General features: G+C 61.1%; 23 protein-coding genes. 9 read left to right on the forward strand and 14 right to left on the reverse strand.

What is annotated here, in order from left to right; genetic code table 11:
• Positions 1-4 precede the first annotated feature (4 nt).
• Positions 5-1,453, reverse strand: coding sequence for a histidine--tRNA ligase (gene hisS, locus F6X24_RS09735; protein WP_151087807.1), 1,449 nt, complete (start codon positions 1,451-1,453; stop codon positions 5-7).
• Positions 1,454-1,565: 112 nt separating this feature from the next.
• Between hisS and F6X24_RS09740 the strand changes: the two genes are divergently transcribed.
• Complete coding sequence (locus tag F6X24_RS09740; protein ID WP_151087808.1) at positions 1,566-2,429, forward strand: transporter; 864 nt, start codon at positions 1,566-1,568, stop codon at positions 2,427-2,429.
• Positions 2,430-2,553: 124 nt separating this feature from the next.
• On the opposite strand, the gene F6X24_RS09745 is transcribed toward F6X24_RS09740, so the two are convergent.
• The 4 genes from F6X24_RS09745 to F6X24_RS09760 all read right to left on the reverse strand — a co-directional run bounded on the left by F6X24_RS09745 (position 2,554) and on the right by F6X24_RS09760 (position 10,042).
• Positions 2,554-4,248 (reverse strand): M28 family peptidase, encoded by a 1,695-nt coding sequence (locus F6X24_RS09745; protein ID WP_151087809.1) that lies wholly within the window; start codon positions 4,246-4,248, stop codon positions 2,554-2,556.
• A 228-nt stretch (positions 4,249-4,476) separates the two neighbouring features.
• Entirely contained in the window at positions 4,477-5,304 is an 828-nt protein-coding gene (locus tag F6X24_RS09750) for a hypothetical protein (protein ID WP_151087810.1), read from the reverse strand.
• A gap of 102 nt (positions 5,305-5,406) precedes the next feature.
• On the reverse strand, positions 5,407-7,920 hold the full coding sequence (locus F6X24_RS09755; protein WP_191906274.1) for an outer membrane beta-barrel family protein: 2,514 nt from the start codon (positions 7,918-7,920) through the stop codon (positions 5,407-5,409).
• A gap of 655 nt (positions 7,921-8,575) precedes the next feature.
• Positions 8,576-10,042, reverse strand: a complete 1,467-nt coding sequence (locus tag F6X24_RS09760; protein ID WP_151087812.1) for an SDR family oxidoreductase — start codon at positions 10,040-10,042, stop codon at positions 8,576-8,578.
• Positions 10,043-10,150: 108 nt separating this feature from the next.
• Between F6X24_RS09760 and F6X24_RS09765 the strand changes: the two genes are divergently transcribed.
• On the forward strand, positions 10,151-11,023 hold the full coding sequence (locus F6X24_RS09765) for a DUF2911 domain-containing protein (protein WP_151087813.1): 873 nt from the start codon (positions 10,151-10,153) through the stop codon (positions 11,021-11,023).
• 125 nt (positions 11,024-11,148) lie between these two features.
• Here the strand turns inward: F6X24_RS09765 and F6X24_RS09770 are convergent, their stop codons facing one another.
• The 5 genes from F6X24_RS09770 to F6X24_RS09790 form a co-directional block, all read right to left on the reverse strand.
• Complete coding sequence (locus F6X24_RS09770) at positions 11,149-11,571, reverse strand: DUF1810 domain-containing protein (protein ID WP_151087814.1); 423 nt, start codon at positions 11,569-11,571, stop codon at positions 11,149-11,151.
• A gap of 803 nt (positions 11,572-12,374) precedes the next feature.
• A complete protein-coding gene (locus F6X24_RS09775; protein WP_151087815.1) occupies positions 12,375-12,989 on the reverse strand; it encodes a hypothetical protein in 615 nt (204 codons plus the stop codon).
• Positions 12,990-13,196: 207 nt separating this feature from the next.
• Positions 13,197-14,558, reverse strand: a complete 1,362-nt coding sequence (locus tag F6X24_RS09780) for a M20/M25/M40 family metallo-hydrolase (protein ID WP_151087816.1) — start codon at positions 14,556-14,558, stop codon at positions 13,197-13,199.
• An 81-nt stretch (positions 14,559-14,639) separates the two neighbouring features.
• Positions 14,640-15,014, reverse strand: a complete 375-nt coding sequence (locus F6X24_RS09785) for a hypothetical protein (RefSeq protein ID WP_151087817.1) — start codon at positions 15,012-15,014, stop codon at positions 14,640-14,642.
• An 83-nt stretch (positions 15,015-15,097) separates the two neighbouring features.
• Positions 15,098-15,832 (reverse strand): YebC/PmpR family DNA-binding transcriptional regulator, encoded by a 735-nt coding sequence (locus tag F6X24_RS09790; RefSeq protein ID WP_151087818.1) that lies wholly within the window; start codon positions 15,830-15,832, stop codon positions 15,098-15,100.
• Positions 15,833-15,994: 162 nt separating this feature from the next.
• Here F6X24_RS09790 and F6X24_RS09795 point away from each other — a divergent pair, with 162 nt between their 5' ends.
• Positions 15,995-18,247, forward strand: a complete 2,253-nt coding sequence (locus F6X24_RS09795) for an ATP-binding protein (RefSeq protein ID WP_191906275.1) — start codon at positions 15,995-15,997, stop codon at positions 18,245-18,247.
• On the opposite strand, the gene F6X24_RS09800 is transcribed toward F6X24_RS09795, so the two are convergent.
• Entirely contained in the window at positions 18,244-19,011 is a 768-nt protein-coding gene (locus F6X24_RS09800) for a LytR/AlgR family response regulator transcription factor (RefSeq protein WP_151087820.1), read from the reverse strand. The two genes, F6X24_RS09795 and F6X24_RS09800, sit on opposite strands and share 4 nt — an antisense overlap.
• Before the next feature lie 273 nt (positions 19,012-19,284).
• On the opposite strand from F6X24_RS09800, the gene F6X24_RS09805 reads away from it, so the two are divergent.
• From F6X24_RS09805 to F6X24_RS09830, 6 genes are all read left to right on the forward strand, one after another.
• Positions 19,285-19,836 (forward strand): hypothetical protein, encoded by a 552-nt coding sequence (locus F6X24_RS09805; RefSeq protein ID WP_151087821.1) that lies wholly within the window; start codon positions 19,285-19,287, stop codon positions 19,834-19,836.
• A gap of 597 nt (positions 19,837-20,433) precedes the next feature.
• Complete coding sequence (locus F6X24_RS09810) at positions 20,434-21,219, forward strand: hypothetical protein (protein ID WP_151087822.1); 786 nt, start codon at positions 20,434-20,436, stop codon at positions 21,217-21,219.
• Between the two features lie 66 nt (positions 21,220-21,285).
• Entirely contained in the window at positions 21,286-22,257 is a 972-nt protein-coding gene (locus F6X24_RS09815; protein WP_151087823.1) for a hypothetical protein, read from the forward strand.
• Between the two features lie 12 nt (positions 22,258-22,269).
• Positions 22,270-22,914: a hypothetical protein gene (locus F6X24_RS09820; RefSeq protein WP_151087824.1), complete on the forward strand. Its 645-nt coding sequence runs from the start codon at positions 22,270-22,272 to the stop codon at positions 22,912-22,914.
• Between the two features lie 82 nt (positions 22,915-22,996).
• Complete coding sequence (locus F6X24_RS09825; RefSeq protein WP_151087825.1) at positions 22,997-23,419, forward strand: hypothetical protein; 423 nt, start codon at positions 22,997-22,999, stop codon at positions 23,417-23,419.
• Between the two features lie 64 nt (positions 23,420-23,483).
• Positions 23,484-24,260 (forward strand): hypothetical protein, encoded by a 777-nt coding sequence (locus tag F6X24_RS09830; protein ID WP_151087826.1) that lies wholly within the window; start codon positions 23,484-23,486, stop codon positions 24,258-24,260.
• Between the two features lie 56 nt (positions 24,261-24,316).
• On the opposite strand, the gene F6X24_RS09835 is transcribed toward F6X24_RS09830, so the two are convergent.
• The 3 genes from F6X24_RS09835 to F6X24_RS09845 all read right to left on the reverse strand — a co-directional run bounded on the left by F6X24_RS09835 (position 24,317) and on the right by F6X24_RS09845 (position 26,156).
• Positions 24,317-24,748: a hypothetical protein gene (locus tag F6X24_RS09835; protein WP_151087827.1), complete on the reverse strand. Its 432-nt coding sequence runs from the start codon at positions 24,746-24,748 to the stop codon at positions 24,317-24,319.
• Between the two features lie 86 nt (positions 24,749-24,834).
• Positions 24,835-25,764, reverse strand: a complete 930-nt coding sequence (locus F6X24_RS09840; protein ID WP_151087828.1) for an MBL fold metallo-hydrolase — start codon at positions 25,762-25,764, stop codon at positions 24,835-24,837.
• 110 nt (positions 25,765-25,874) lie between these two features.
• Entirely contained in the window at positions 25,875-26,156 is a 282-nt protein-coding gene (locus F6X24_RS09845) for a hypothetical protein (protein WP_151087829.1), read from the reverse strand.
• Positions 26,157-26,177 lie beyond the last annotated feature (21 nt).

Consider the following 26,177-nt stretch of genomic DNA (forward strand, 5'->3'; position numbering starts at 1 on the left):
AGTGCTATATCGTTAGGGCAGCTACTACCTCGCTTATTGCCAGCGTTTTCTCCTCGCCGGTTTTCATAATTTTAATCTTGGCCACGCCGGCGGCCAGCTCCTCGGGGCCCAGCACCAACACCAGCGGAATACCTTTGGCATCAGCATATTTAAACTGCTTTTGCAGCTTGCCCGCGTCGGGGTAGAGCTCGGCCGGAATGCCGGCGGCGCGCAGCTCGGCCAGCAGCGGCAGGGCGGCACGGCCGGCCGCCGCGCTGAAGTGCGTGAGCAGCACCCGCGTGGGTGTTTCGCCGGTTTCGGTAAACAGGTTCAGGGTTTCGAGGCAGTCGTAGAGGCGGTCGACGCCAAACGAGAAGCCTACGCCCGACACGCCCGGCAGGCCAAACGCGCCGGTGAGGTTGTCGTAGCGTCCGCCGCCGCTCACGCTGCCCATGGCTACGTTGTTGATTTTTACTTCAAAGATGCAGCCCGTATAGTAGCTCAGGCCCCGCGCCAGCGTGGGGTCAAACTCCAGGCGGTCGAACTGCCGGAAACCACTGGCAACCAGCAAGTCGCGCACCTCGGCCAGCTCGTTGAGGCCCCGGTAAAAGGCGGCGTCATCGTCGTCTTCGCTGGTGGCGCCCGGGCGCTGGCCGTCGGGCTCCACGCCGGCCGTGACGAAGCCGGCCAGCAGGCGCTCCAGCTTCTCGCCGTAGTCGCCGCTCACGCTCAGCAGGGCGAAGAGCGTGTCGATAGTTGGCTCCGAAAAGCCTTTTTCCAGCAATTCCTTGCTCACGCCCTCGCGCCCGATTTTGTCGAGCTTGTCGATGGCCACGAATAAGTCGGTTTCCTTACCCTCGCCGCCCAGCGCCTGGTAAATATTGCGCAGCACGCCCCGGTGGTTGATTTTAATGGTAAAATCCTCCAGGCCCAACCCATTGAGCACCTGGGCCATCATCAGCACAATCTCGGCTTCGCAGAGCAGCGAGTCGGTGCCTACTACGTCGGCATCGCACTGGTAAAACTCGCGGTAGCGGCCGCGCTGGGGGCGGTCGGCGCGCCACACGGGCTGCATCTGGTAGCGCTTGAAGGGGAAGGTGAGCGTGCCCCGGTTCATGGCCACGTAGCGGGCAAAAGGTACCGTGAGGTCGTAGCGCAGGCCTTTTTCGGCAATCTTGGGCAGCACGGCCCTGGGGCCGGCTTCGAGGTCGGCGGCCGTCACGAGCGGCGTGATTTCGCCCCGGCGCTCTTTTACCAGAAAGTTACCGGAGTTCAGTACTTTAAACAATAGCTGGTCGCCCTCGTCGCCGTACTTGCCGGTGAGTACCGACAGGTTTTCGAGCGTCGGGGTTTCGAGCGGGGCGTAGCCAAAGGTTTCGAACGTGCGCCGGATGACGTTGAAAATGTGCTGACGGCGGGCCACCTGGGCCGGCCCAAAATCGCGGGTGCCTTGCGGAATGCTGGGTTTTTCCATTACCCCGCAAAGGTAGGTTTGACAGGGAGCAATGATATAGCGCGCCGTGAGTAATGACTGTTAAGGCAAACCCTGCGTATGTGGGGCACCTTCTTTAATTTGCCTTCATACAATGCTTCGTCTTTACGCCTGCCTGGTGCTGGTGCTGACCCTGGCCGCCCCGGCCGCCGCCCAAAATACCAAGCTGCTGAACGATACGCTGACCAATAAGCGGCAGTTCAACCTGTTTCACCCAACGCCCCGCGCCGTGATGCGGCCCATGGTGCCCGACCGCCCCGGCATTACCGAAAGTCCCTACTCGGTTGATGCGGGGCATTTGCAGTACGAGTCTGACGTGCTGCGCCTGCTCACCCGGCGCGAGGGTACCGCTTATGGCCACGACTGGTACGGTAACCACTTCCTGGCGAAAGTGGGTCTCACCGACCGCACCGATTTTCAGGTGGCCCTCGATATGTATACCGATACCCGCAACTACGATTCGGCCGACCCTACTGCCACAGTAGTGGCACATGGCGTGGGCGATATCACCCTGCGCGTGAAGCAGACGCTGGTAGGCGACGACGACAGCCGCTGGGCCCTGGGCCTCATTGGCTACGTGCAGCTGCCTACCGGCGGCTTGGTGGGCGATGGCGGCTACGAGCCCGGCCTGACGATGCCCGCCGTATTTCAATGCACCCAGAAGTGGAGCGTGGGCGGCCAGGTGGCGGCCCACCTCTACTACGACCGCTCAGTGAGCCAGCATTATGTGCAGCTCACCCCCACGCTCACCACCGACTACCAGTTTACGAAAGTCTTTCAATCCTTTGTAGAGCTGGTGGGGTACTGGGACTTACGCCAGGCCGCCTGGCGCAGCTCTATTAATGTGGGGCCGCAGCTCGACATCTCGGACAATGTGCAGCTTGATTTTGGGACCCACCTGCCCATTACGCACTCCGTAGACAGAGAATATTTTCTGGGTATCAGCTTCAGAAGGTAAGCGCTGGCTAGCTGGCCGGGGCACCAAAAAGCCCCGCTACCTTGCTGGTAGCGGGGCTTTCCTGGGGGCGGATTAGCCGGCCTTTTTGGGCACAAAAAGCAAGCTAAAGCTTACGCTGCCCGCTCTACGGCTTGGCCGAATCGACGACTACGCGGGCATCGCGCTGGGCCAGGGCCCAGGCGGTGTGAAACACGAGCTGGTCGCGGCGGGCCATGGCCGGGAAGTCGATTTTATCCACGTCGTCGGTTTCCTTGTGGTAGTCGGGGTGCAGGCCGCTGGTGTAAAAAATAACCGGCACCTTGTGCTTGGCAAAGTTGTAATGGTCGGAGCGGTAGTAGATGTGCTCGGGGTCGGCAGGGTCGTTGTATTTATAGTCGAGGGCCACCGGGTTGTACTGCTGGTTGGTAGCCTCGCTGAGCGTATGCAGCTCCGACGACAGCTTATCATCGCCCACCAGGTACACGTAGTCGCCCTTGCCCTCGTGCTCCTTATCCACGCGGCCCACCATGTCGATGTTGAGGTCGGTGACCGTGTTTTCGAGCGGGAAGATGGGGTGGTCGGTGTAGTACTGCGACCCGAGCAGGCCCTCTTCCTCGCCCACGTTGGCCAGGAACAAGAGGCTACGGCGCGGACCGTGGCCATCTTTTTTGGCCTGCGTAAAGGCGCGGGCCATAGCCAGCACGCTCACCGTGCCCGAGCCATCGTCGTCGGCACCGTTGAAGACCACGCCGTTCTTGATGCCCAGGTGGTCGTAGTGCGCCGAAATGACCACGATTTCATCTTTCTTATCGCTGCCTTCGAGGTAGCCCAGCACGTTTTCGGTGGTGAAGGGCTCGCGCTTTTTCACCGCGTGCACGGTGGCCGTGGCGGGCTTGAAGGGCGAAGCTACCGGCTTGCCGGCGGCGGCTACGCTTTGCCCGTACCTGGCCAGGCCGGCTGGCGTGGTGCCGAGCAGCGCCGCCCCCATCTCGGGCGATACCACGAACAGGTTCTGGCCCCGCTGGGGCTTGGCATCGGCAAACTCCATCTGCTCCTCCCCAAAAATCTGGCTCATCAGCTTCGGCACCTCGGCAAAGGCGGCGGCCGTGGGCTCAATCATAAACACGGAGGCCGGCTGCGCCGTGCGCAGGCTGGGCACGCGGCCCATCAGCTCGCCCATACCGGGCGTGCCGTAGGGGCTGGGCTCATCGCCCTTGGCCAGCAGGGGCTTGCCGGCTTTGGTAAGCGGCTCGCCCAGCAGCATCACCAGGTCTTTGCCCTTGAGGTTGCCGGCGGCGGCATAGTCGGAGTAGCCCTCGGCCCCGATGCCGTAGCCCACGAACGTGGGCGTAACCGGCGCGGCCTTGGCATACTTGCCATCTGCCAAGGCATAAAAATCCTTGCCCAGCACGTAGGTTTTACCCTTGATAACTACCGAAGTCGCCGGGTCCACACTCACCCGGTTCATGGTAAAATGTTGAATATAGGGGTTGTCCGAGTCTTTGACCGGGCCGGCCAGCCCATCGGCTGCAAAGGCTTTGGCGATGTAGTCGGCGGCCATTTTCTGGCCCTTGGCGCCGGTTTCGCGGCCCTCATAAGCATCGGAGGCCAGCACCGACAGGTCGGCTTTCAGCGCATCGGGCGTGATGGTGGCGGCGTAAGGCAGGCTCCAGTCGGTGGGGGCGGCATCGGCAGTAGCCGGCGCATCGGCCGGGGCGGCGTGGTGGCCAGGCTTGGTCTTGATTTTAACCTTGCCCGACGTGGGCGCCGGTACCGCAGGCTGGGCCAGGGCAGCCGTGGAGAGGCCGAGCGCGGCCGCCAGCAAAAAGTGTTTTCGCATGAGAAAAGCAGGTGGTGTGAGAAAAAAGTAGGGGTGCTAAGGTAAAGCCGCCCAGCTGGGCAGCGCTTGCTCATTGAGGGAGAAAACACCTTCCGCTGCCGCGACGAAGTTTAGTAAAATGCCCGCCCGAGGCCCAAAACGCAACACCCTGCCGCCCCCCGCTGCCCTATAAAGTCTTCGCGCCAGGCAGCCGGCGGCAGCAAGATGCTACGTTTTGGGCGGGTAGGGCTAGCGGCGGGGCTGTGCCTGGGCCAGGGTAGCCGGCGCGGCCGGCAGGTGCGCCCGGTCGAGCACCACCAGCACCCGTTCGCCCTGGGCCACGGCCTCGGCTACCTGACGCTGCAGGCGCTGGGCACGATACTCGCGCACCTGGGCCTCGATGGCGGCCATAAAGGTGGCCGCCTGGCCGCTGGGGCCAGCCGTGGCGGCCCGCTCCCAGTGGCCGCTGGGGCACTGCGCGCGGTAGGTGGCTTGCAGCGCGGCTACGTTTGGCACCACTTGCTCGGTGCCCGGCAGCCAGTGCGCGCTTTGGGCGATGAGGGCCGCCACGGCCTGCCGCACCTGAGCCCGCGAGGCCCCGGTGCTCAGCTGGTACTGGCGGGCGACCCGCAGCAGGTAGTACAGCTTGAGCTGCGCGGGCTCGAGGCGGGCGCGCAGGTAGTCGTATTCGGCCACCGGGTCGTCGAGGCGCTCGGCCTTGGCGCCGTGCTGCTGGGCCAGGTAGCGGGCATAGCCCGACTCGCCCAGGCGGGTAATGGTAAGGGATTCGCTGCTATCGACGCCCAGGTCAGGCTTTTCAAAGAAAACCAGCGTGGGCTTGCTGGCTTCAACTACCTGCCGCAGCCGGGCAAACTGCTCGTGCTGGGTGTTGTGCGAGGTTTCGACGCCGAAGTAGGTGACCGTGCCGGCAGCAGGTGTAGCCGGACGGCTGGCGGCTGGGTGGCAGCCCACCAGCTCGCGCAGGTCGGGGTCGGGAGCGGTGAAGGCGAAAGACTGCGCGAAGGCGCCGGTAGCGGGCAGCAGCGCGGCGGCGAGCAACAAAGCGGTGGTTTTCATATGAGCAAAGAATAAAGGGTTAAGAAAAAGAAGGGCAACAGGAGGCCGGGTAGCCGTTGGGAGGCTCCAAAAAAGGGTTGTATTCCAGGTAGTTGGAAATAATTAGCCGCCGAAGCCGCCGCTGCTGCTGGGGGCCGCGTCGATGCGGCCGGGCTTGGCCTTGGTGGCGCCGATGTACCAGGTGAAGCCTAGCCACGCCACACGGGTCTCGAACTTATTGTAGAGCGCGGTTTGCAGCTCGGGGGTGGCGATTTCGGTGCGGCGCACCTGGGTATTGAGCAAGTCAGAAACCCGCAGCGTGAGGGCGGCGCGCTCGCTGAACAGGCGCTGGCGCAGGGCCAGGTCGAGGCCGCCGGTGGCCAGCTGCCGGCCCTGGGCCGTGAGCACCGTCGAGCGGATGTTGCCGGTCAGCTGTACGTCGAGGCCCGGGCGGGGCGTAAAGTTGTTGGCTAGCCGGGCGGTGCCGGCCAGAGCGGCGCGGTTGGCGGTGTTGAGGGCGTTGGCGGCAATCTGGGCGTAATAGACTGAGCCGGTAGCCGACACGCGCCACCACTTGGCCAGGGGCTGGGCCCAGGTGGTTTCGAGGCCGAAGCTGTTGGTGGTGCCCACGTTGCCATAGGTTTCGCGGGTCACCACGCCCACGTTGTTGGTGCGGGTGGCGGCGCTGTCGATGGTGCGGATGCGCTGGATGGCATTCTGGGTGAAGCGGGCGAAGACCGTGTTCGTAATGCTGGCCCCGTTGGCCAGGTTCAGCTGGTGGCCTGCTTCGAAGTTGTGGCTGAACTCGGGGAGCAGGCCAGCGTTGCCCTGGCGGTAGTTGCGCGGGTCCTGGTAGAGCTGGATGGGCAGCTGCTGCATAAAGTCGGGCCGGTTCAGGCGCCGGGCGTAGCTGAATTGCAGGCGGCTCTGGCCGGCCTCCTTGCCCAGCTCGCGGGCCACCGTAGCTGAGGGAAAGAGGCTGACATACTGGCGGTTTACCGCCGTCGTGTTGTTGGCCACGCCGCCGTTTAGAAAGGTGCCCTCGCTGCGCAGGCCGCCCTGGGCGCTCCAGCCGTGGGCCAGTTGCTGCGAGTAGGTAGCGTAGGCCGCCGGCATCACCTGCGTAAAATTGTAGGCAAACGAGTTGGCAGGGTCGAGCTGAAACTCGGCGCCAGGGTCAACCGAAGTCGGCTTCAGCATGGCCGTGCTGCCGGTGTTGTGCAGCACCTGGTTTTTCAGGCCCGCTTCCAGCTTGCCCTTGCCATCGGCGCTGGGCAGCGTGTAGTCTACCTGGCCAAAGTAAATCTGGGCATTTACCTGCTGCGCCTGCCTGAAGCCGGCGGGCTGGGCGCTGCCGGTTATCAGCTGGCTCACCGGAATGTTGGCGTCGATTTTTACCATGCCCGCGTTGGCGGTCAGCTCGCGGCCTTTGTGGGCTTCCCAGGTGTGGCGGTAGTCGGCCGATGATTCCAGTACGGTCACCTTCACGTCCGCGGTTTGCTGGCCGTACTGCGTCGTCACGGTGGGCGAGCCCAGCGTTTGCTGGGTCAGGGTCTGGTTTTCGACCTCGCTCTGATGCTCCCAGTGGGGCTGCACGCTTACGCTCAGGGTTTGCTCCTTGGTCAGGTCGTAGTCCAGGCCCAGGTTCAGGCTGTGGTTGCGATTGTGTTGGGTGCCGGTGCCGTCCTGGGTGGTGTAGAGGCTGCTGGTAGTGGTGCCATCGGTGAGCAGGGCGGTTTGCTGGCTGTTCGAGCGGGTGCGGTAAAGCTGGTCGCGGCCGTCGTAGCCCAGGTTCCAGGTGGCCTTGCCGTGGTGCCGGCTCAAGCTCAGGCTGGGCGAGTATTTGTCGCCATTGCCCACCACCAGGGCGGCCTGGCCGTTCCAGCCTTCTTTCTTATTCTTTTTGGTAATGATATTGATGACGCCCGCGCCGCTGGCATCGTACTTGGCCGAGGGGTTGGTCATTACCTCCACCTGCGCAATCTGCGAAGCCGGAATCTGGTCGAGGCGCGGGCCGGGGCCGCCGTTGCTGGTACCGGCCGGCTTGCCATCAATCAGAATGGTGAGGTTGCTGGAGCCGCGCAGGCTCACCGTGCCGGTGGCATCCACCGCCACGGCGGGCACGTTTTCGAGCACGTTTACGGCAGTGCCGCCCACGCTGCTCAGGTCTTTCTCCACGTTGATGACCGTTTTGCCCAGCTCCTGCTGCACAACTGCTTTCTCGCCCGTCACCTTCACCTCCGCCAGCTGGTGCGTGGCCGCGCTCAGCCTGAGCAAGCCCAGGGCTACGCTGGTTTGGCCGGGAGCCACCCGCACGGCCTGGGCCAGACTCTGGTAGCCCAGCGCCAATACCCGCAGGCGGTAGGCGCCGGCCGGCACCTTGGGCAGCTCAAAGGTGCCTTCCAGGGTTGTTTGGCCGCTGGCCACCAGGCTGGTATCGGCGGCCTCGGCGTGGCGGAGCAGCACCGTGGCAAAAGGCAGCGGCTCCGCTTTGGCCCCGCCATCCACCGCCGTGCCGGTGATGGTAGCGCGAGTGGCGGCCGGCGCCACCTGGGCGTGCAGCCCGGCCGGCAGCGTCAGCAGCAAGGCGAAGCTGGCGACCGGGAGCAGTGTGTTGATTTTCAGAGAGTAATACATAGGAATTGGCGCGAAGAAGTAGGTTTTTTTGGGCATGGCGAGTCCGTTCCCAACCAGCTGCAGTTCTGGTGAGTGAAAGAATCAGTGCCCGGTGCAGAAGCACTGGAGCGAGTAAGCAGGCTGACTAGCGAACCAGTCGGGATGGGTGGCCGGTACTATTTCCGGCCCAAGTCAGCGGCCCGGTTGGCAGCTGAGAGGCTACTTTCAGCCGCAGCTAGGCGCGGCAAGGTTGTAGGTAGTAAGGTGGTACTTGGCTTTTGGTAGAACAAATCTACAACAGGTACTTTGTTTCGCATAGTACTGTTTCAAAATATTTTTGCAATACTGCGATTGCAGCGTCCTAGCGCCGGTTTTTAAGTAAAATATTTTTTATGGTGCCTTGGGGCTTGCCCGTTTTAGCCTCCTTGCAAGCCCTACTACCGGGCAGAGTGCCAAACGTTACGCGGCGTGAAGGGCAATTTTTGCAGGTTGTTTCCCGAAACCTGACAGATGCAGCGCAGGGCTGAGCGGTTGCTCGGCCCCGCAGGCAAGGCGTTGGGGAAAGGCCGCTTGCGCAACTGCCCTGCCGCAACGCTTGCTAAAGCAGTTGCGGCAGGGCAGTAAGGACAGGGCGACTAATAGCCGCTTTGTATAGTAAATTTACTATGTAAAGCGACTATTCCTTTTCATAGTCCAGCAGGTTCTTTATCATGCCTTTGAAGATAATGCCGTGAAACGGCAGCACGGAATACCAGTACAGCCGGCCGGCCAGGCCCTGGGGGCGGTAGGCGGCCAGCTGTTCCAGCGCGTGGGTGCCGTCGGGGTTGTCGACGATGCGAAACTGGAGCCAGGCCTCGCCAGGCAACTTCATCTCGGCGTAGAGTAGCAGGCGGCGGGCAGTACGGTCGGCCACCAGCACGCGCCAGAAATCGAGCGGGTCGCCGGCCCGCAGGTGGTTGGGCGAGCGGCGGCCCCGGCGCAGCCCCACGCCACCTACCAGCTTATCCATCAGCCCCCGTATGCGCCAGAGCCAGTCGGTTTTGTACCAGCCGCGCTCACCCCCGATGCGCCAGATATTATCCAGCACTTCGGCCACCGGCCGCGTAAACGTGCGCCGCTGCCGGTCGAAGAACATCCCGTTTTTGGGTATCTGAATGGCATCCATGTAGTTCTGGCGCAGCGTGCCGCTGCTCATGGCATCGCTCCAGCTGCTCACTACCTCGTTTTGCTCAATGCGCTGGAATGCCAGCGCCAGCGCCTCGCGGTAGCTCATGCAGGCGTGCGGCACCACGCGGGCAATGCTGCGCGCCGGGTCGACTACGGTATCATTCTTCAGGCTTTCGACCAGGCTTTGGGCCAGTGAAAACGAGGTGCTCGTAACCAGGTACAGCCACCACGATGACAGCCGCGGGGTGAGCACGGGCACGGTAAGTATCCAGCGCCGGTAGCCGCGCTGGGCAGCCAGGCCGAGCAGCATCTCCTTGTAGGTCAGAATGTCGGGCCCGCCCAGGTCGAAGCGTTGACCAAAACAGTCGGGGTTGTTGAGCACGGCCGTGAGGTAAAACATCACGTCGCGAATGCCCAGCGGCTGGCAGCGCGAGTTGAGCCAGCGCGGCGTTATCATCACCGGCAGCTTCTCCACAATATCGCGGATAATCTCGAACGATGCCGAGCCCGACCCAATGATGATACTGGCCCGCAGTACCGTGAGTCGCGCCGTGCGGGCCTCGCCCAATACGTCTTCCACGGCCTGGCGCGAGCGCAGGTGTACGCTCAGGTCGTGGTCGTTGGCGATGCCGGAAAGGTAGATAACCTGCCCCGCCGCGGTGCGGTCGAGGTAGTGGGCAAAGTGCCGGGCCGAAGTCTGCTCCAGCTGAAAAAAATCTTCGCCGTGGCCGCTCATGGAATGCACCAGGTAGTAGGCCGCATCTATATCGAGCGGCAGGCCGGCCAGCGAATCAGGCCGGAGCAGGTCGGCCTGCACTGCCTGCACCTGCGGGCGCAGGCTTTCCGACATGGTATCGGGCAGGGCGAAGCGGCGCGCATCGCGCACCAGGCACACTACCTCGTGGCCCGCCGCGGCCAGCACGGGTAGCAGGCGCTGGCCGATATAGCCGGTGGCTCCGGTGAGCAGTATCTTCATGGGCAGAGTGGAAAAGGGATAGGCGCTACACGTTGTACTGTACTAAGAACTTAGGAATGACGTAGTTGTTCGGTGGTTCCAGCCGGGGCTCCGCTTATCTTTGCCACCATGAAATACGCCTACTTCTTTGCCGCCACCGCTGCCTTGAGCGCGCTACTGGCCCCCGCCGCCCAGGCCCAAACAAAGCTTACTATTCCGCAGCCCAGCCCCGGCGTGCGCATCCGGGAAGCTTTCTCGACTTCGTTTGTCGAAATGAGCTATTCGCGTCCCTCACTGAGAGGCCGCACTGCCTTTGGCGGCCTCGTGCCCTACGGCCAGGTGTGGCGCACGGGCGCCAATACAGTCACCAAAATCCGGTTTGGCGAAGAGGTGAAGCTAGCGGGCCAGACCGTGCCGGCCGGCACCTACGCCCTGCTCACCATTCCGGGCAAAGCTGACTGGACGATTATCCTCAACCGCGATACCGCGCAGTGGGGCGCCTACGAGTACAAGCAAAGCCTCGATGTAGCCCGCATCCTGGCCAAAGCCAGCAAGCTGGCCGCGCCCCAGGAGAGTATGTCGCTCAGCCTCGAAAACCTGCGCCCCGCCGCCGCCGACCTTACTCTGACTTGGGAGCGCACGCAAGTGAGCCTGCCGCTTACCGCCAACCCCGACCCTATTGTGCTGGCCCAGATTCGGGAGGCCATGAAAGGGGAGAAGAAGCCGTACGTAATGGCGGCGCAGTATTACTACAACACCAACCAGCCCGACCTGAACCCCGCCGTGGGCTGGCTCGATGAGTTTATTAAGGCCAACCCCACCGAATATTACGGCTACTACTGGAAAGCCAAGCTGCTGCAAAAGCAGGGCAAAAACAAAGAAGCCGCCGAGGCCGCCAATAAGTCGCTGGAGCTGGTGAAAGTGGATAAGAACGATATCTCGAAAGCTGAATATACGCGGCTCAATCAGCAATTGCTGGCCGAGGTGAGCGGGAAGAAATAGTCTGTTGGCCGGCTAAGCATCTGCCACCCAACTAAGGAGCGTCATGCCGAACTTGTCGAAGCATGACGCTCTTTTAGTATGTAGGCGGAGCTCTGACTGGCCACCGGTTGCGTACCAGCCCTTGGTTAGGCTTTACTGCCAAGGATACGCAGCGTTTTGTCGTCGCCCACGCCGTTGAAAAATTTGGTTAAAACCGCCTGAAAAACCGGATTGGCAGCGGGCAGGGCAGCAAATAAAGTCATCGACGATTTCAACTTCAAGTCATCAGGACTACCCAATATCTGGTTGGCATCCGAGTTGTGAAGACCAAGCAGGGCGTGGCAAATCTCTACCAGCCGGCGGCCCAAAACCGGATGCTGCAAATAGGCTTCCGCCTCGGCCAAATCCTGAATGGCGTAGTGCCTGGAAATATCGCTGAAGCCTAGCCCCTGAATCTGGGGGAAGATATACCACATCCAATGGCTGCGCTTACGGCCATTTTTAATTTCGGCCAGGGCCTGCTGGTAATCCGCTTTTTGCGCCTCGATAAACCGGTTTAAATTACTCATAATTACGCTTAATACTGGCTTCAGAATTACTGATGCGAGTTTGTCGAAGCTTAGTTCGCGTCATTCAGAAACGACCTGTTTTTGAAAATTCGCTCAAATACAAAGCTTAGAAGCAATAAAATTGGTAGAGCCAGCCAGGCACTAAACGCCAACTCAATTCCATTCTGGCCATCAGTGACGTAGCACAAGGTACGGGTAGTACTCCAACACGGTTCCAAAACTGCTGGAATAAATGCGTAGAGTATAGAATTGAAAATTATTATTCGAACCTTGATTTGGGAATCAGAAAACCACGTTTTTGAATTCCTTAAATAAAAGAAAAAAATAATAGGTAGTAGCCCACAAATGCATGTTGCAATGTACCAGACTATTTTCATCGATTCTTCGCACTCGAAGCCAGCGTTTCCTAAAATTGATACGATGCCTAAAAGTACATAAGCAGGAAATAAGAATAATAGAAAGGCAACGCCTAAAAAATTACTTGTTGGCTTCGTAAAGCTGTTTTTCTTGTTGCTCATAGCTACTGCCCCGAAAATAAAAAGGTTTCCTGGTTAATGTAGACAGGAATACCTTTCTATACTAACACTTAACTGGCGCGAGTTTAGGCGCAGCCGTAACTCGTGCCGATTACACCGTGGAGGTTGTACCTCCACTGCCGCGCCAGCGGCAAGCCGGAAACGTGCCGCTAGTGCTGTTCGGCTAGCTCGTTCTATGGGAGGCACAGCCTCCCCCGAAAATATGTCACGAGTTACGGCTGCGCCAAAACTCGCGCCGGTACAGGGGGCACTGCGCCGCCAAGCTGTTCAAACGGGTCGTTCTATGGGAGGTACAGCCTCCCCCGGAAGGTTGGAGTTACGCTGGGCTAAACCCGCGCCAGCTGGGGCAATCTGAATGCTCAATATATTATTTATTTCTCCATAGCTCTCTATTTCTTTAGGAATAAGAATCTGCCCTGAGCCAAAAAAATTATTTGCATATTTAGTTTTAATAAGTAGCCCGTGTGCCGTTTCGATAATCTTATCTATGTCTTTAATATTTATCGCAATATTATTTTGTGGATAAATTTGCTTTGTATTTTCTAGGGGCATCCTATTTATTCTAAATAACGACTCTTTTTTACTGAAGTCAATAATTTTTCTTATTTGATTATTAGTAATAATTATCTTGTAATTAGCGTAAAATAATTTTTTGAAGTTATATGTTTGCCAAAAAATGAAAAATAATATAGTTACGATGATTGCTATTAAGCTTAAGAAAAGAATAAATGCATTTTTGATAGGAGAAATGCCTTTAAAAGCAAGCATTAATAATAAAAAAAGCGTGGCTGTACTTATAAAAACAGTGATTCCACTTTTCTTGAGGTCGCGTATTACCAATGACTGTACTTTGTTCGGTAGGATTTTGAATGTCTTATCCATTGAAGATAAATTTAATATCTACTATCAGCGAGCCCTGAAGTGTTTATGTGTATGTATGTAGTATAAGGTTATTACTAATTGTCTCTCAAGTGATTGCAAAAAGAGCGTCATGCTGAACTTGTCAATTCATGACGCTCTTTTTTGCCATAAGCGTTCATCTTCAATCAGTGATAACTAGATTGAGTAAGTAGTAAATCCAGCGAATAGCTACCGCCCCACCACCGGCAGCACGGCCGCACTCTCGTGCCCGGCCGCATCAATGCTCACCACGCCAAAAATGTAATTATCCTTGCTGATGGCCAGGTCGGCCGTAGTGCCGCTTACCGGGAAGCGCTGCTGCCACTGCGGGGCGCTGGTTTCGCGGGCCAGCACCACGTAGCCGGCGGGGGCGGGGCCGCCTTGCGGTGCCTGCCAGCGCAGCTCGGTGCGGTTGGTGAGCTTGGCGGTGAGCACTTCCACTTTTTGCGGGGCGGCGGGGGCCAGCGCCAGGCTGGCCAGGGTGGCCAGGTTGACCTGGGTGGTGCGGCGCAGGTAGCGGAAATCCATGAACTCCGTTTTGTCGCCGTACACGAGGCCGTTTTCGGTGCGCAGGTCCTGGTGCTGATGGTTGAAGTTTTCGTTGGTTTCGGTGAAGCGCACGGCCGCGTAGCCCTGCTGGTTGAAGGGCGTGTGGTCGCCGCCGCGCAGGAAGCGGTCGGGGCGATACTCCAGCAGCACCGAGTAACCGCCGGCGCTCACGTACTGGCGGGCGGCAGTTTGGGCGTAGCGAGCAAGCTGGCGGCTGGGCGCGTCGTTTTCGGAGCTGAGCTGGCGGCGGATGCGCGCCTGCTCGGGCGTTTCGGTGGCCGGCACGCCCTCGCTGAATACGCGCAGGTGCAGCGTATCCGTGATTTCGGGGTCGTAGCCGTGCGAGTTGCCCACGATGTCGTTGTTGAGCATCGCTATCACATTCCAGCCCTCCTTTTTAGCGCGCTTGGCGAGGTGGTCGGAGCCGAGCAGGCCCTGCTCTTCGCCCTGCACGGCCACGAGGCGGATGGTGCAGGGGAATTTCTGGCCGGCCAGCACGCGGGCTACTTCCATCACGGCGGCCACGCCGCTGGCGTCGTCGTTGGCGCCGGGTGCGTCGGCGGTGCGGTTCATCACGTCGGTCACGCGCGAGTCGATGTGGCCGCTCATGATAAGCACGCGGGTATCGGTGGGGTCGGTGCCGGGAATGGTGGCCAGCACGTTGGCCATGAGCGTGGTTTTATCGACGCGTTTGCCGTCGGCCTTCAGCGTGAAGGTGTCCATCTCGACAGCCATGCGCCCGCCACCGGCCTTGCTGTACTTCTTAAACTCGTCGAACACGTACTGGCGGGCCGCGCCGATGCCGCGCGTCTTGCTCTTGGTATCGCTCAGGGTGTGGCGGGTGCCGAAGCTGACCAGCTTGCGCACGTCGGCTTCGAGGTTTTTACTCGACACCTCATTTACCCAGCGCTGGATGTTGGGGTCGGGGGCAGGCTGGGGGGCGGAGGGCTGGGCCAGGGCCGCCAAGGGCAGCAGGCAGGGGAGGAGTGGTAGAATTTTCATAAGGAATCGCAAGAAACGACAAACGCCGCTAGTCGGGCAAGACTAGCGGCGCTCAGGTACATGCCGAAACACGCCAATACGCTATAAGTCGAACGTGTAGGAAGTGGTTTGCCCGGCTACTACCTGCACAGTTTTAGCTGTAGAAGATTGAATAACGAACACATAATTGCCTGGATTTAGCGTGCTGATAATTATTTCAGTCTTCAAGCGGGTATTTGATATGACGATTGGCGGCCGGTCGGAAGACGAGCCGCTTCGCAATGGGCCGCCACTTCCGGTAAGGATATAAGTACGCCAGCCCTCCTCCGTGAAGAGTGAATAGCCGTAAAATATCGCGTCGTAGGTATAGGTAATGTGCACATTGCCAGTGGTAGGCGACGGCTCATCCTTTTTGCAGCCGGTAAGAAACAGGGCCGCTACTGCGGGCGCAACAAGGAACAGGCGGCGAAACGTCATCGGAAGGCAGAAGTGCTAGAGCATTGAAGTTATGTGGTAAAGCTATCCGCACAATTGCGTAATAATTATGAAGAAATAAATATCTACCCCATCGTGTGGTACACGGCCTGCACGTCTTCGTCCTCCTCCAGCTTGTCGATGAGCTTCTCGACTTCCTCGGCCTGCTCGTCGTTGAGCGAAACGGTGGTGTTGGGCACGCGCTGCAAGGTAGCGCTTACAATGTTTACCCCTTTGGTATCCAGGGCTTTCTGCATTTGACCAAAATCGGTAAAAGCCGTTTCGACTACCATGTACTTGTGCTCGGCACCGTGCTCATCTTCCTCGGTGGTTTCGTACACGTCTTCGGCCCCGGCGTCGATGAGCTCCAGCTCCAGCTCGTCGCGGTCGAGCCCTTCGGCGGCCAGCTTAAACACGCCCTTGCGGGTGAAGGTGTAGTCGGAGCTGCCGGCCGTGCCCAGCGCGCCGTTGTTGCGGTTGAAGTACAGGCGCACGTTACTTACGGTGCGGGTGGGGTTGTCGGTGGCCGTTTCGACCACGATGGCTACGCCGTGCGGGCCGTAGCCTTCATACACCACTTCCTGGTAGTCCTTCTCGTCCTTGCCGGTGGCGCGCTTCACAGCGGCCTCTACGCGGTCTTTGGGCATGTTCACGCCTTTAGCGTTTTGCATGGCCGTGCGCAGGCGGGCGTTGGTATCGGGGTTGGGGCCGCCTTCTTTCACGGCCATTACGATTTCCTTGCCGATGCGGGTGAAGTCTTTCGACATCCGGTCCCAGCGCTTCATTTTGCGGCCTTTCCGGAATTCAAATGCGCGTCCCATCTTTTCAATTATCAATTAACAGTGAGCAATGAGCAATTAAGGCGGCGGGGTGGGAGGAGCGGCCCGAATGCGGGCGCAAGTTAGCAAGGTTGGGGCGGGGGCGGCAAGCCGAGCCGGCAGGGGCAGCCAGGTGCACCAAAACTTCAGATTTTCTGCTACCTTGTGCGCCTAACGCTAGGTAGTATGGGTCAACTCATTACTTGGAAACGGCTGGCGCTGGCGCTGGTCTTTTGTGGGGAAATATGGGCCGGAAAAGCCCTCGCTGGTGGCCGGCCTGGTCCGCAGGCCGAAGTCGATAGTCTGCGCCGCCGCGCGGCCGTTGAGCCCGCCGACACCAGCCATGCCCAAACGCTCAACGAGCTGGGTTTCGACCTGGCTCAGCTGGGGCGCTACGCCGAGGCGCGCGCCACCCTGCGGCGCGCCCAGCACCTGAGTGAGCAGCTGCATTTTGCCACCGGGCAGGTGCGGGCACTTAGCGCGCTGGGCGTGAGCTACCAGAACGAGGGGAATTTTCCGCGGGCGCGGGTGCTGCTCGACTCGGCCATTGCGCTGGGGCATCGGCTGCACGAAACGCGTAAAATGGGCTCGGCGCTGCTCAACCGCGCCCGCCTCTGCAATGCCCAGGACGACTACGCCTGCGCGCTGGAATCGGTGCAGGCAGCCCGGCGTTTTTTTGAGGCGCGCGGCGACTGGCCACGCACGGCGCAGGCGCTGAATGGTTTGGGTTCCATATATAGTAATCGGGGTGATTATCCGCGCGCCGTGGCAGTGCTGTTTGAGGCCGTGCAGCTGGCCCGCCAGCACCACGACGCCCAAACCGAAGTGAACGCGCTGGGCAATATCGGCAACGTTTATCTAAAGCAGAAAGAGTATGCGCAGGCGCTGCGGGCCTACCAGCAGCTACTGCCGCGCCTCGACGCGGTGCCCGATTTTCGGGGCAGGCCCGAGGCGTATCACGACCTGGCCATTGTGCTAAGCCACTTGCACCGGCCGGAAGCCGAAAGCTATTTTAAGAAAGCGATAGCGGGCTTCGAGCAGCTGAAAGAGCCCGCCGATGTGGGCCAGGTGCTGGGCAGCTACGCTAATTACCTGCTCGATGCCGGCCGCCGGTCCGAGGCAATTGCCACGTATACCCAGGCTCTGGCGCTGCTGCGGGCCGCCGCCGACAACAGTAGTATTGCCGCCACGCTGGCGGGCCTGGCCAGCGCTTACCAGCAGAATGGACAGCCGGCCCTGGCGGCCACCCACGCCCGCGAGGCACTGGCGCTGGCCCGGCGCATCCACGACCTGCCCGATGCCCAGAGCGCCGCCGCGCTGCTGGCTACCCTGGCCAAGGCCAGCGGCGACTACCGCCAGGCCCTGGCCTACACCGAGCAAGCCCAGGCCGCCAACGACTCGCTCTTCAGCCAGGCCAAGGCCGAGCAGATTGGCCGCTTGCAGGGCGATTTTCAGCTTAGCCAGGAGCGGGAGCGCCGGCAGGCGCTGGCGCGCACCAGTGCGGCCCAGGCCGAAACCCTGCGCCTGCGCCAGCGCCAGGTGCGGGGCCTGATAGCCGGCCTGGTGGCCGTAGCGCTGGGCGGGCTGGCCCTTACGTGGCTGGCCTGGCAGCTGCGGCGGCGCAACCGCCTGGTGGAGAAGCAGCGCGCCGAGCTAACCGAGCTGAACGCGACTAAAGACCGCCTGTTCTCTATTATCGGCCACGATTTGCGAGCCCCGCTGCACTCGCTGCACACGTTTGTCGAGCTGCTGAGCGGCCCGCCGCTGCCGCCCGAGCGCCTGCGCCAGTACACCCAGCACCTTACCCAAACCCTCGACCAAACGTTGGTTTTGCTCGAAAACCTGTTGGGCTGGGCCGCGCTGCAAATGCGCGTAGCTGGCCCCGTGCGCACCGAGCCGCTGTCGCTGGCTGCTGCTGTAGAGGATGCCGTGAGTCTGCTCGGCCCCACGGCCGAGGCGGCTGGCCTCACGCTGCGCAACACCCTGGGAGGCAGCGAGTGGGTGCTGGCCGACCCGGCCGCCGTGCGTATCGTGCTGCGCAACCTGCTCGGCAACGCGCTCAAATTTGCGCCCGGCGGCCGCGTAACGATAGCCGCTGAGCGCCAAGGCAGCCGCTGGCAGCTCGCCGTGGCCGACACCGGCCAGGGGCTGGCCGAGCCTACCCCACGCCAGCCGCTGGCGCCCGCTAGCCTGCCCCGCCGCTCGGGCTCAGCCCCAGGCCGGGCCCCCAGCGCCGGGCTGGGGCTGGTACTAAGCCACGACTACGCTCATCGCAGCGGGGGTGAGCTGGAAGTGGAAAGTGCCGGACCCGGTAAGGGCACTACCTTTTACCTGCGGCTGCCAGCTGCCCCGGAAGCAGCCGTATCGGCTGATGGGCCGGTGCTCGCGCGAAATGCCGTAGTAGATGCCGGCCGCTAGCGCCCGCTGCCGGGGTGGCGGCTTACCAGGCGCTGCTGCACCACCTGGGCCAGCACGCCCTCGCGGAAACTCTGGCCCAGAGGCACGGTAAGAGTGGGACCGAGTCGGACCTCATCGGCCGTAACAGCGTTGATATGGGTCGCGTTTACCAAAAATGAGCGGTGGGTGCGCAGAAAGCAGTGAGCCGGCAGCTGCTCTTCGAAATGCTTGAGGCTGACCAGCGTAACGTGCACGGCCCCGCTGAGCAGGTGCACCTTTACAAAGTCGCCCATGGCCTCGGCATAGGCCACCTCCGCGCAGCGCAGCCGCAGAAACTGCTGCTCGGTGCGAATAAAAAAGGTGTCGTCGGCTGGGGGCGCAGCTTCGGCCCACGACTGCCCCGCGTGCAGCCGTAAGGCCTTGTCGATGGCGCGCAGAAAGCGCGGAAACGTCAGCGGCTTTACCAAAAAATCGACTGCGTCCAGCTCGTAGGTGGGCAGCGCGTATTCGGGGTGCGAAGTAAGAAATAGTACCAGCGGCGGCTGGCGCAGGCTGCGCACCAGCTCCAGGCCGCTGAGGCCGGGTAGCTCGATGTCGCTGATTAATAAGTCGATGGGCGTGCGGTTGAGAAACTCGAAGGCCGCCATCGGTTGGGCGAAGGTGCCGTGCAGAGCCAGGGCTGGGACGCGGCCCACGTAGCTGGCTACCAGGTCGCAGCTCAGCGGGTCGTCGTCGAGCACCGCGCAGCGGAGAGAGGAGGCTGGTGGAGAGCTGGCAGGTAGCATGTGAAAGCAGAAAGTAAGTTTCCGGGGCCGCCCAACTCCTTGACCAAAAGCAAACAAGGCAGCCAGCGCCCGGGCAAGGTACACTGCGCCCGCCGCTCCTCAAGCACCAGCCGTGGTATTGGCCGACGCCAGCGCCGCTTCATCGACTTTTAGCCCCGGTTGCCCTACTTTCTTCCCGGCGGGGCACCCCGAAAGCTACTTTTATCCGCAAGCCACCCGGCACCCTGTCGGGCCGGCGCATTCCTCACTTTCACCCTTTTAGCCCTCCGCTTTATGTATACGCTTACGCTGAACACGCTGCGGCTAACCTTGCTGCTATGCCTTACCGGTGCCCTGAGCGCCGCTGCCCAATGCCGCGACCCCTGGATTGGGCAGATTTACCAGCAGCTGTACAATCGCAAGCCGGTGGGGCAGGGTGAGACGGGCGAGTGCAACATTCATCTGTACAATAATGGCACCTGGGGCAGCCGCGATGAGTTGATGGGCTACATCAAGCAGCTGCAACAAAGCGGCTTACGCATTGGCGTGGCCCCGCTGGGCAATAATACAGTAATGGTCGTGGCCCAGGGCAGCCAGGTTTTTGCTGTGTCGCTGCTCGATGCGGGCGGCAATCTGGTGGCGGCGGGTGGTGGCAACCTCGTAGCCGCCGGTGGTGGTAATCTCGTAGCCGCGGGCGGCGGCAATATCGTGGCGGCGGGCGGCGGCAACCTCACCGGCCTCAATGCCAACACGCCGGGCTTCAGCTTTGGAAGCAACTACGGCACCTTGTCGGCTGGGCAGCGCCGCGTGGCCACCAGCGGCAAAGGGGCGCTGGTAGTGCGCTAAGGCAGTAGTTAATAAGCTGATTTAGTAGTGGATGGTATCGCCTGGCACAGCTAGCTGCCGCTTACCAGCGCAAGTGCTATTTGCTGAGCACCGAAAATTACGGTAAAGCACTCCTTGTCTTTTTACATCTTACCCTTTCCAAGTACTTATAAACGGATTAATTAATCTTAATTAATATTAATAATATAAATATTTTCACTTCGTAATATCTACTGACTGTCCTGATTTTATAGAACCAGGCCTGGCAAAATAGCGCCGAAATACATGCGCGAAAAGCAGCATGCGGAACAGATAGCCATGGCGGAATCCGGGTCGGTGTACGGGTTTTGTTCTTGCATTCGCCTCACGAGCCTCCTTTGGAGCTGGCTCCTACGCCGCTTGATGCGCGGAATGAAAAGGAGAGGGGAGTCAATCTGGCAAAATGTGTACACTGACCACGAATCCGCGCAAATCGATTCATTGTCGTTGCAAGCCGCAGCTTATATGTCTTTTCCATCCGGCAGGCTGGCCTCGGCCCGCCAGTGCAGACCCTGCCCAACTATCGAGCCTGCGGCAGCAGGCCGCCTGTTTCTTTTCAACTTCTTTCCAAAAAATAGTATGAAAAATGCGTTGCGCTTCCTCAAACTAAGCTTGTTGACCTGGGGCGTGCTGCTAAGCACGGCCCTGGCAGTGGGAGCCTGCTCATCGAGCAGCGGCAAAGACACCAGCGCGGCCGGCCTGCTTCCCGGCAGCACGGCCGGCGGCAAGCCAGTAGGGCTATTTTTCTTCGTCAGCTCGTCCGATTTCAACAACCAGCACACGTACTACTTCACGCCGGCCGGGCAGGTATACGTTGACCCTACTGATTTTTCGGCTGCGGCGCTGGCGGCAGTGGGTCCTGGCCAGCACGGCACCTACGCGGTAACCGGCCAGCAGATGACCATCAAGTGGGCCAATGGCACCACCAAAACCGGCCACTACCACGCCGACCCGTCGGGCTTTAGCTGCGAGGGCTCGTTTATGTGCGTGGCCCCCCTGGCCAACCCGCGGCAGCTGGTTGGCACCTTCGAGGGCCATAACGCGGCCGTGACTGTCGATGCCAACTCGCTCGCGGCGTTCCGCACGCTTGTGCTCAAACCCGACGGCACTTTCACCCGCGACAGCTACGCGGCCTCGCATTCGGAGTCGCACCACGCCGATAACAGCAGCTTCAACACCGATGCCGCCTCAACGGGGGCTCAGCAGGCGGGCCATTGGAAGCTCGACGGCTGGTACCTGACCCTGACCGATGCCCAGGGCACCGCGCGCGGGGTAGCCTTCCGCACCGACTGGGATGAGAAAACCGACCAGACGAAGATTTTTCGCTTCAACGGCACCTCCTACAAAAATACCGGCCTGCGCTAAGGCTTGCGTAGCGGCCGGCTTCTACCTCTAAAAGCTACAACTATGGCCAGTGTTCGATATGCCCTTATGTACACAGCGCTGCTGAGCTTGCCGTGGGTAAGCCACGCCCAGCAGGCGGCCAGCGGCGCGGCGCTCTTCCAGCGCGGCCAGCAGCTCGAAGCGGCCGGCAACCGGGCCGCGGCGGCTACTACCTACCAGCAGGCCTACGCAGCCTACATGAGCGTCGATGACTCAGATGGCATGATAAAGGCGTTGGCCAAAAAGAAAGCCCTTACCGGCGAGGGGCTGCCACCGGCCGCCGCGGCACCTGCCCCGGCGGCCCGGCCGGTGGCCGTGGCAACGCGGGCCGCCGCGCCTGCTGGCGCGGCCATTGCGGCGCCGCTGGCTGGCCGGGTAGCGGGAGGCAAGCCGCTGGGCCTGTTTTTTATGACGCGCTACTGGATTGGCAGCCACTCGCTGGAAAAGGCAGCTTACTATTTCACGCCGGCCGGGCAGGCCTACCAGAACCCCACCGGGTTTGGGGCGGCCGACCTGGCGGCGCTGCCCGCCGGCCTGCGCGGCAGCTACACCGTGACGGGCAACACGCTTACCATCAGGTGGGCCGATGGCCACACGAGCACCAGCGCCCTGCAAGACGTGCACAGCAATGCCTTCAACTGGGACACGGGTATTTTTCTGGGAGTGCAGCCTTTTGCCAATACCCAGCAGCTAACCGGCACCTTTGAAGGGGGCAACTCGATAAGTACCAGCAGCGGCAGCGCGGCAGTATCGAGCGACCTCACCTTTCGGGCCGATGGTACTTACAGCGGGGGCAGCGCTTCCAGCTTCAGCGGCAAAGACACGGGTGGCAACACCACCTACGACGCCGGAGCCTCGGGAGCCGGGGCGGGCCGCTGGAGCCTCAACGGCTGGGTGCTCACTCTTACCAATGCCCAGGGCCAGACCCGGCGCGGCGTGGCTTTTCCCTTTGAGATGGACGATAAAACCGGCCGCGTAGTGCGGTTTTATTTCGATAACGTGGCTTATAAACGGCTATAGCCGACTCGGTTTATGCGTTACAAACCTGCCCAGCCGGGTTGCGGCCAACTTCCCAGGCGCTCCTTATTGCTGTCGTCGGCAGCTGGCAGCCAGCTAACCAGGCTCTGGTTCAACGTTGTAGTAGTGCTGGCAGTGCTGATTGGCCCGCTGACCGCCTCGGCCCAGGTACGCGTTTGGAGCGTAGGCGACCGGGTAGAGGCCGGGCCCAATGGCTACCACCCGGCTACGGTGCTGGCCGTGAGCCCGGCAAAAGTTTCGTTCCGCCTGCACTATGAGGATAATGCGCATCCCGACGACTGGGTAGAAGGCTACTGGATTCGGCCCCGCAATACCCAAGCCAAGGCTGATGCGCTGGCCGCCAATGGCCCCCGCATGGGCAAGTATCTCATTTATAGCTACGCTACCAGCTTTGGCGCCTACAACGGATACTTTCTGCTGCAGCCGGGCGGCAACTACCAGCTTTTCCTGCCTGGTGGCAAAAGTGCGGGCAGCGGTACCTATGCTTTCGACCGGGTCACTGCTACCGTTAAGTGGCAAACCGGCCCTTTTGCCAGCAAAGACTGGGATGGTACCCAGAAGCTTACCGTGGAGCGCGAAGGCAAGACCTACAGTATCCGGCTTAAAGACAGGCCCAGCGGCTCCAATAGCACGGATTAGGCCAGGCAGTAGGGTCGGGGGCGCCAGGCCGCTGTAAGTAAGTCTCTACGCTATAATCTGCTCACTGCTAAACGACTTGAGTATGAAATTCCACTACGCCATTATCAGTATCAGCTGCTTTGCCGGCGCGCAGCTCAGCGGCGGGGTAGGTAGCCCACCGCCGGCCAGGTATCCAGCTGATAGTCAGGCTGCTGGCTTGTGCCCAGCGGGGGAAGCCCACGCCAGGGAGTGGTCGGACTGCCCCAAAACCGACCTGGCAGTGGAATGCCGCTGGAATGGCCCCGGCGGACAAGCGCTACAGACGCGCTATCCGGGCGCCACGGTGCGCGTCACGCTTACGCCTCTGGCCCCGCTGCCCGCCGGCACCCAGGGGCAAGCCATTACCCGGCAGGTGCCCATTGGTACCAAGCTGTTTATCAAGGCTATTCCACTGGGGCTGTACTCCTGCACTGGTACCATTGCGGAAGGGGCAGCTCCCCACTCATTCGGCCGCCACTTACGCTAGGGTCACTGCCTTACCTGGTAAAAGTTACTGATTGACTGCTTCTTACAAACTTATCCCTGCTCCCATGGAAACTTCTTCGCCTTCTCTTTCCGCTCCTGACCGGGAGCCTGCCAACCCGGTAGCCCCCCCTACCTGCGAAGCCTTTGCAGTAAAGCTCGGCTATATCTGGCTGATGGTGCTGGCGCCGGTCGCCGGCTTCGTCATCGGCCTGGTAAGCCTCGCCAGTGGCTTTAGTGCGGGCGTAGTAGCCCTGGCTGTGGCGCTGCTGGCGGTAGGCTACCTGGCCTGGCGCCGGGGCTACCGCGCCGTGCGGCTGGAGCTGCGACCCGAAAGCCTGTACATTCAGCCAGCCGCCGGCCAGCCGGCCCAGGAGCTGCCGCTGGCACGCATTGCCAACTACCTGCGGCCCCAGGAAGCCTATTACCAAATACTGGAGCTTCAGCTGCATGGTGGCACCCAGCTTCGCTTTGGCAAGCGCCTGCGCCAGCCCACTGCCGGCCTCCTGAGCCTCGACGACTGGACCGAAGCCTTGGTTAGCCGCCTGGAGCTGGCCCGGCCCGCGGCGGTGCCGAGCGGGCTGGCGGCCGAGCGGCCCCGCATTTTTGCGCGCACTACCTTTGGCAAAGTACTGGCGGGCCTGGCTGTTGTGTGGGTACTACTGGCCCTGCTGGTGCTCCTCGACCCCTCGCAGCCGGGGCCGGCCGCCTGGGTCTTTATGGTGCCGAGCCTCTACATGGGCTATTATTTCCGCGCCAGGGGTTCGCTCAAGGGTATTAAAGTGCAAACCAAGTTCCTCACCGGCATTCAGGCCGACCGCGACAACTGGAACGATAACGACTGAGCTACCGGCAGCTTGCGTAAGCGTGAGCTGGCCGCCAGCCGCTGGCCCCGCAGAGCTTACTTTTTCCGGCCGGGCGGGCTGCTCGTCGCCAGCAGCTCATACACCCCTTTATTGCCTTTGGGGTACCCATCAATGGTGATGGTGAGCCGGCGCGTAGCGGCCACATAGCGAAACGTACCCCGCTGCACGTCGGGCCCTTTGAGGTCGGTGAAGCGGAAGATAATGCTGTCGCCTTTGGTCGTAAACCTGCCGTGCTGCGTGAAAAACCGGGGGCCGCTGTCGCCCATAAGCAAGCTCAGGCGCTTGTCGTAAGTGCCATCGGCTCGCAGGGCCAGCGTGCCGCCCACGCCCGGCACGCTCGTCGGCGGCTCGCCGGTAGTGAGGTCGACCACGGTGTAGGCCGTGTAGCTATAGGTAGTATAAAAGGCCACCGGCAAGCCCGGAGCGGGCAATGTAAAGAGTGTAGTCAGTAATATTTTATTTTTCATATATTAAAAAAGGAAGCCCCTGCCGCTATCCTGCGAGCAAAAGTCGGGCAGCAGCAGGGGTTTCGCCCTAAATTAATTGTTGGCACTTAAGCCCTGGTCTTCTTGCGCTTGCGGCGACCGCCGGCCAGCAGCCAGGTAGCGCCGGCCAGCAGCAGGCCGGCGCCCAGGGCCGCCGCTTGCCGGGGCAGCTTGTCTTCAACGGGCGGCGGCAGGTGCTCAACGCCGCTGGCGTCGGTGCGGGCGGGCTCGTGCAGGTAGCGGCCCTGCGCGGGCAGCTGGTAGTTATCGGCCAGGCGGCGCAGGCCCGCCGCGGCTTCGGGGCCGGTGATAACCGGGCCGTGGCCGCAGCCAATGGCCGCCGGCTCGAGGTCGGCCAGCGTAGCTACCGACTGTCGGCACTGCTGCCAGTCGTAGTTAAAAGGGGCGCCGGCCACGCTGATTTTGGGAATACCCAGCAGCACCGCCGGGATAGACTCGTGGTCGGTCGTGGCAAAGGCATCGGCCCCGAGCAGGGTACGGTCGGCCAGGCGAAACAAGGCAATCTGGCCCGGCGCGTGGCCCGGCACGTGCAGCCAGCGCCACTGCGCTAGGTGCGGCGGGTGCTCATCGTCGAGGGGCAAGGCTTCAACTACGCCTTCCAGATTAGGCAGCTGCGTCGGAAAAAACCGGCTCATAAAGGCCAGCGAGCCGCCCACGGTAGGGTCGCGCGGCGGATACAGCGCCCGGCCCGTGAGGTAAGGCAGCTCCAGCGGATGCGCGATAACCGGCACCTGCCAGTGCTGCGCCAGCTCCTTGGCCGAGCCCAGGTGGTCGAGGTGGCCGTGGGTAAGTATAATCGCTTCGGGCCGCGAGCCGGGGTAAAACAGCTGGTCGGCCGCCGCGATAATCTCTTTCTCCGAGCCGGGCAGGCCGGTATCGAGCAGCACCCACTCGCCGGGCGTGCCGGTTTCGATAAAATACACGTTTACAAAACGCTTGATGCGAAGCTGGTGCACGCCAGCGGCTACCTGGTCCATAAAAAAGCTGGGAAAAGCAAGGAAATATACTGTACTTCCCTGCCATACGGCTGCGGCCGCGGCAGGGGTGCGCTTACCGGCCAAATCTCCCGTAGTGTCCTGGCAATGGGCTATTTAACGGCCCGCGTGCTTACGGCGCCGCTTTGCTTATCAACCGCAAAGGCTGCGCGGCTGGGCATGCGGCGAGCCCAATCGGTGCGGGGCACCAATACCTGCCAGTGGGTAGCCACCTCTACCACGCTGGCCGAGTCGGGCACGTAGAGCGCGGCATTGGGCTGGCTTTGCAGGTAGTGGCGCACCGCGGCGCGGGCCGCTTCGGCAGTAGGAGCACCCGACGACTGGCAGGCAGCGGCTCCGAGGGCCAGCGCCGCCAGGAAATAGGTGTTTTTCATGTCGTAAAGTTAGAAATTGCC

The organism is Hymenobacter baengnokdamensis (assembly GCF_008728635.1).
Lineage (GTDB): Bacteria > Bacteroidota > Bacteroidia > Cytophagales > Hymenobacteraceae > Hymenobacter > Hymenobacter baengnokdamensis.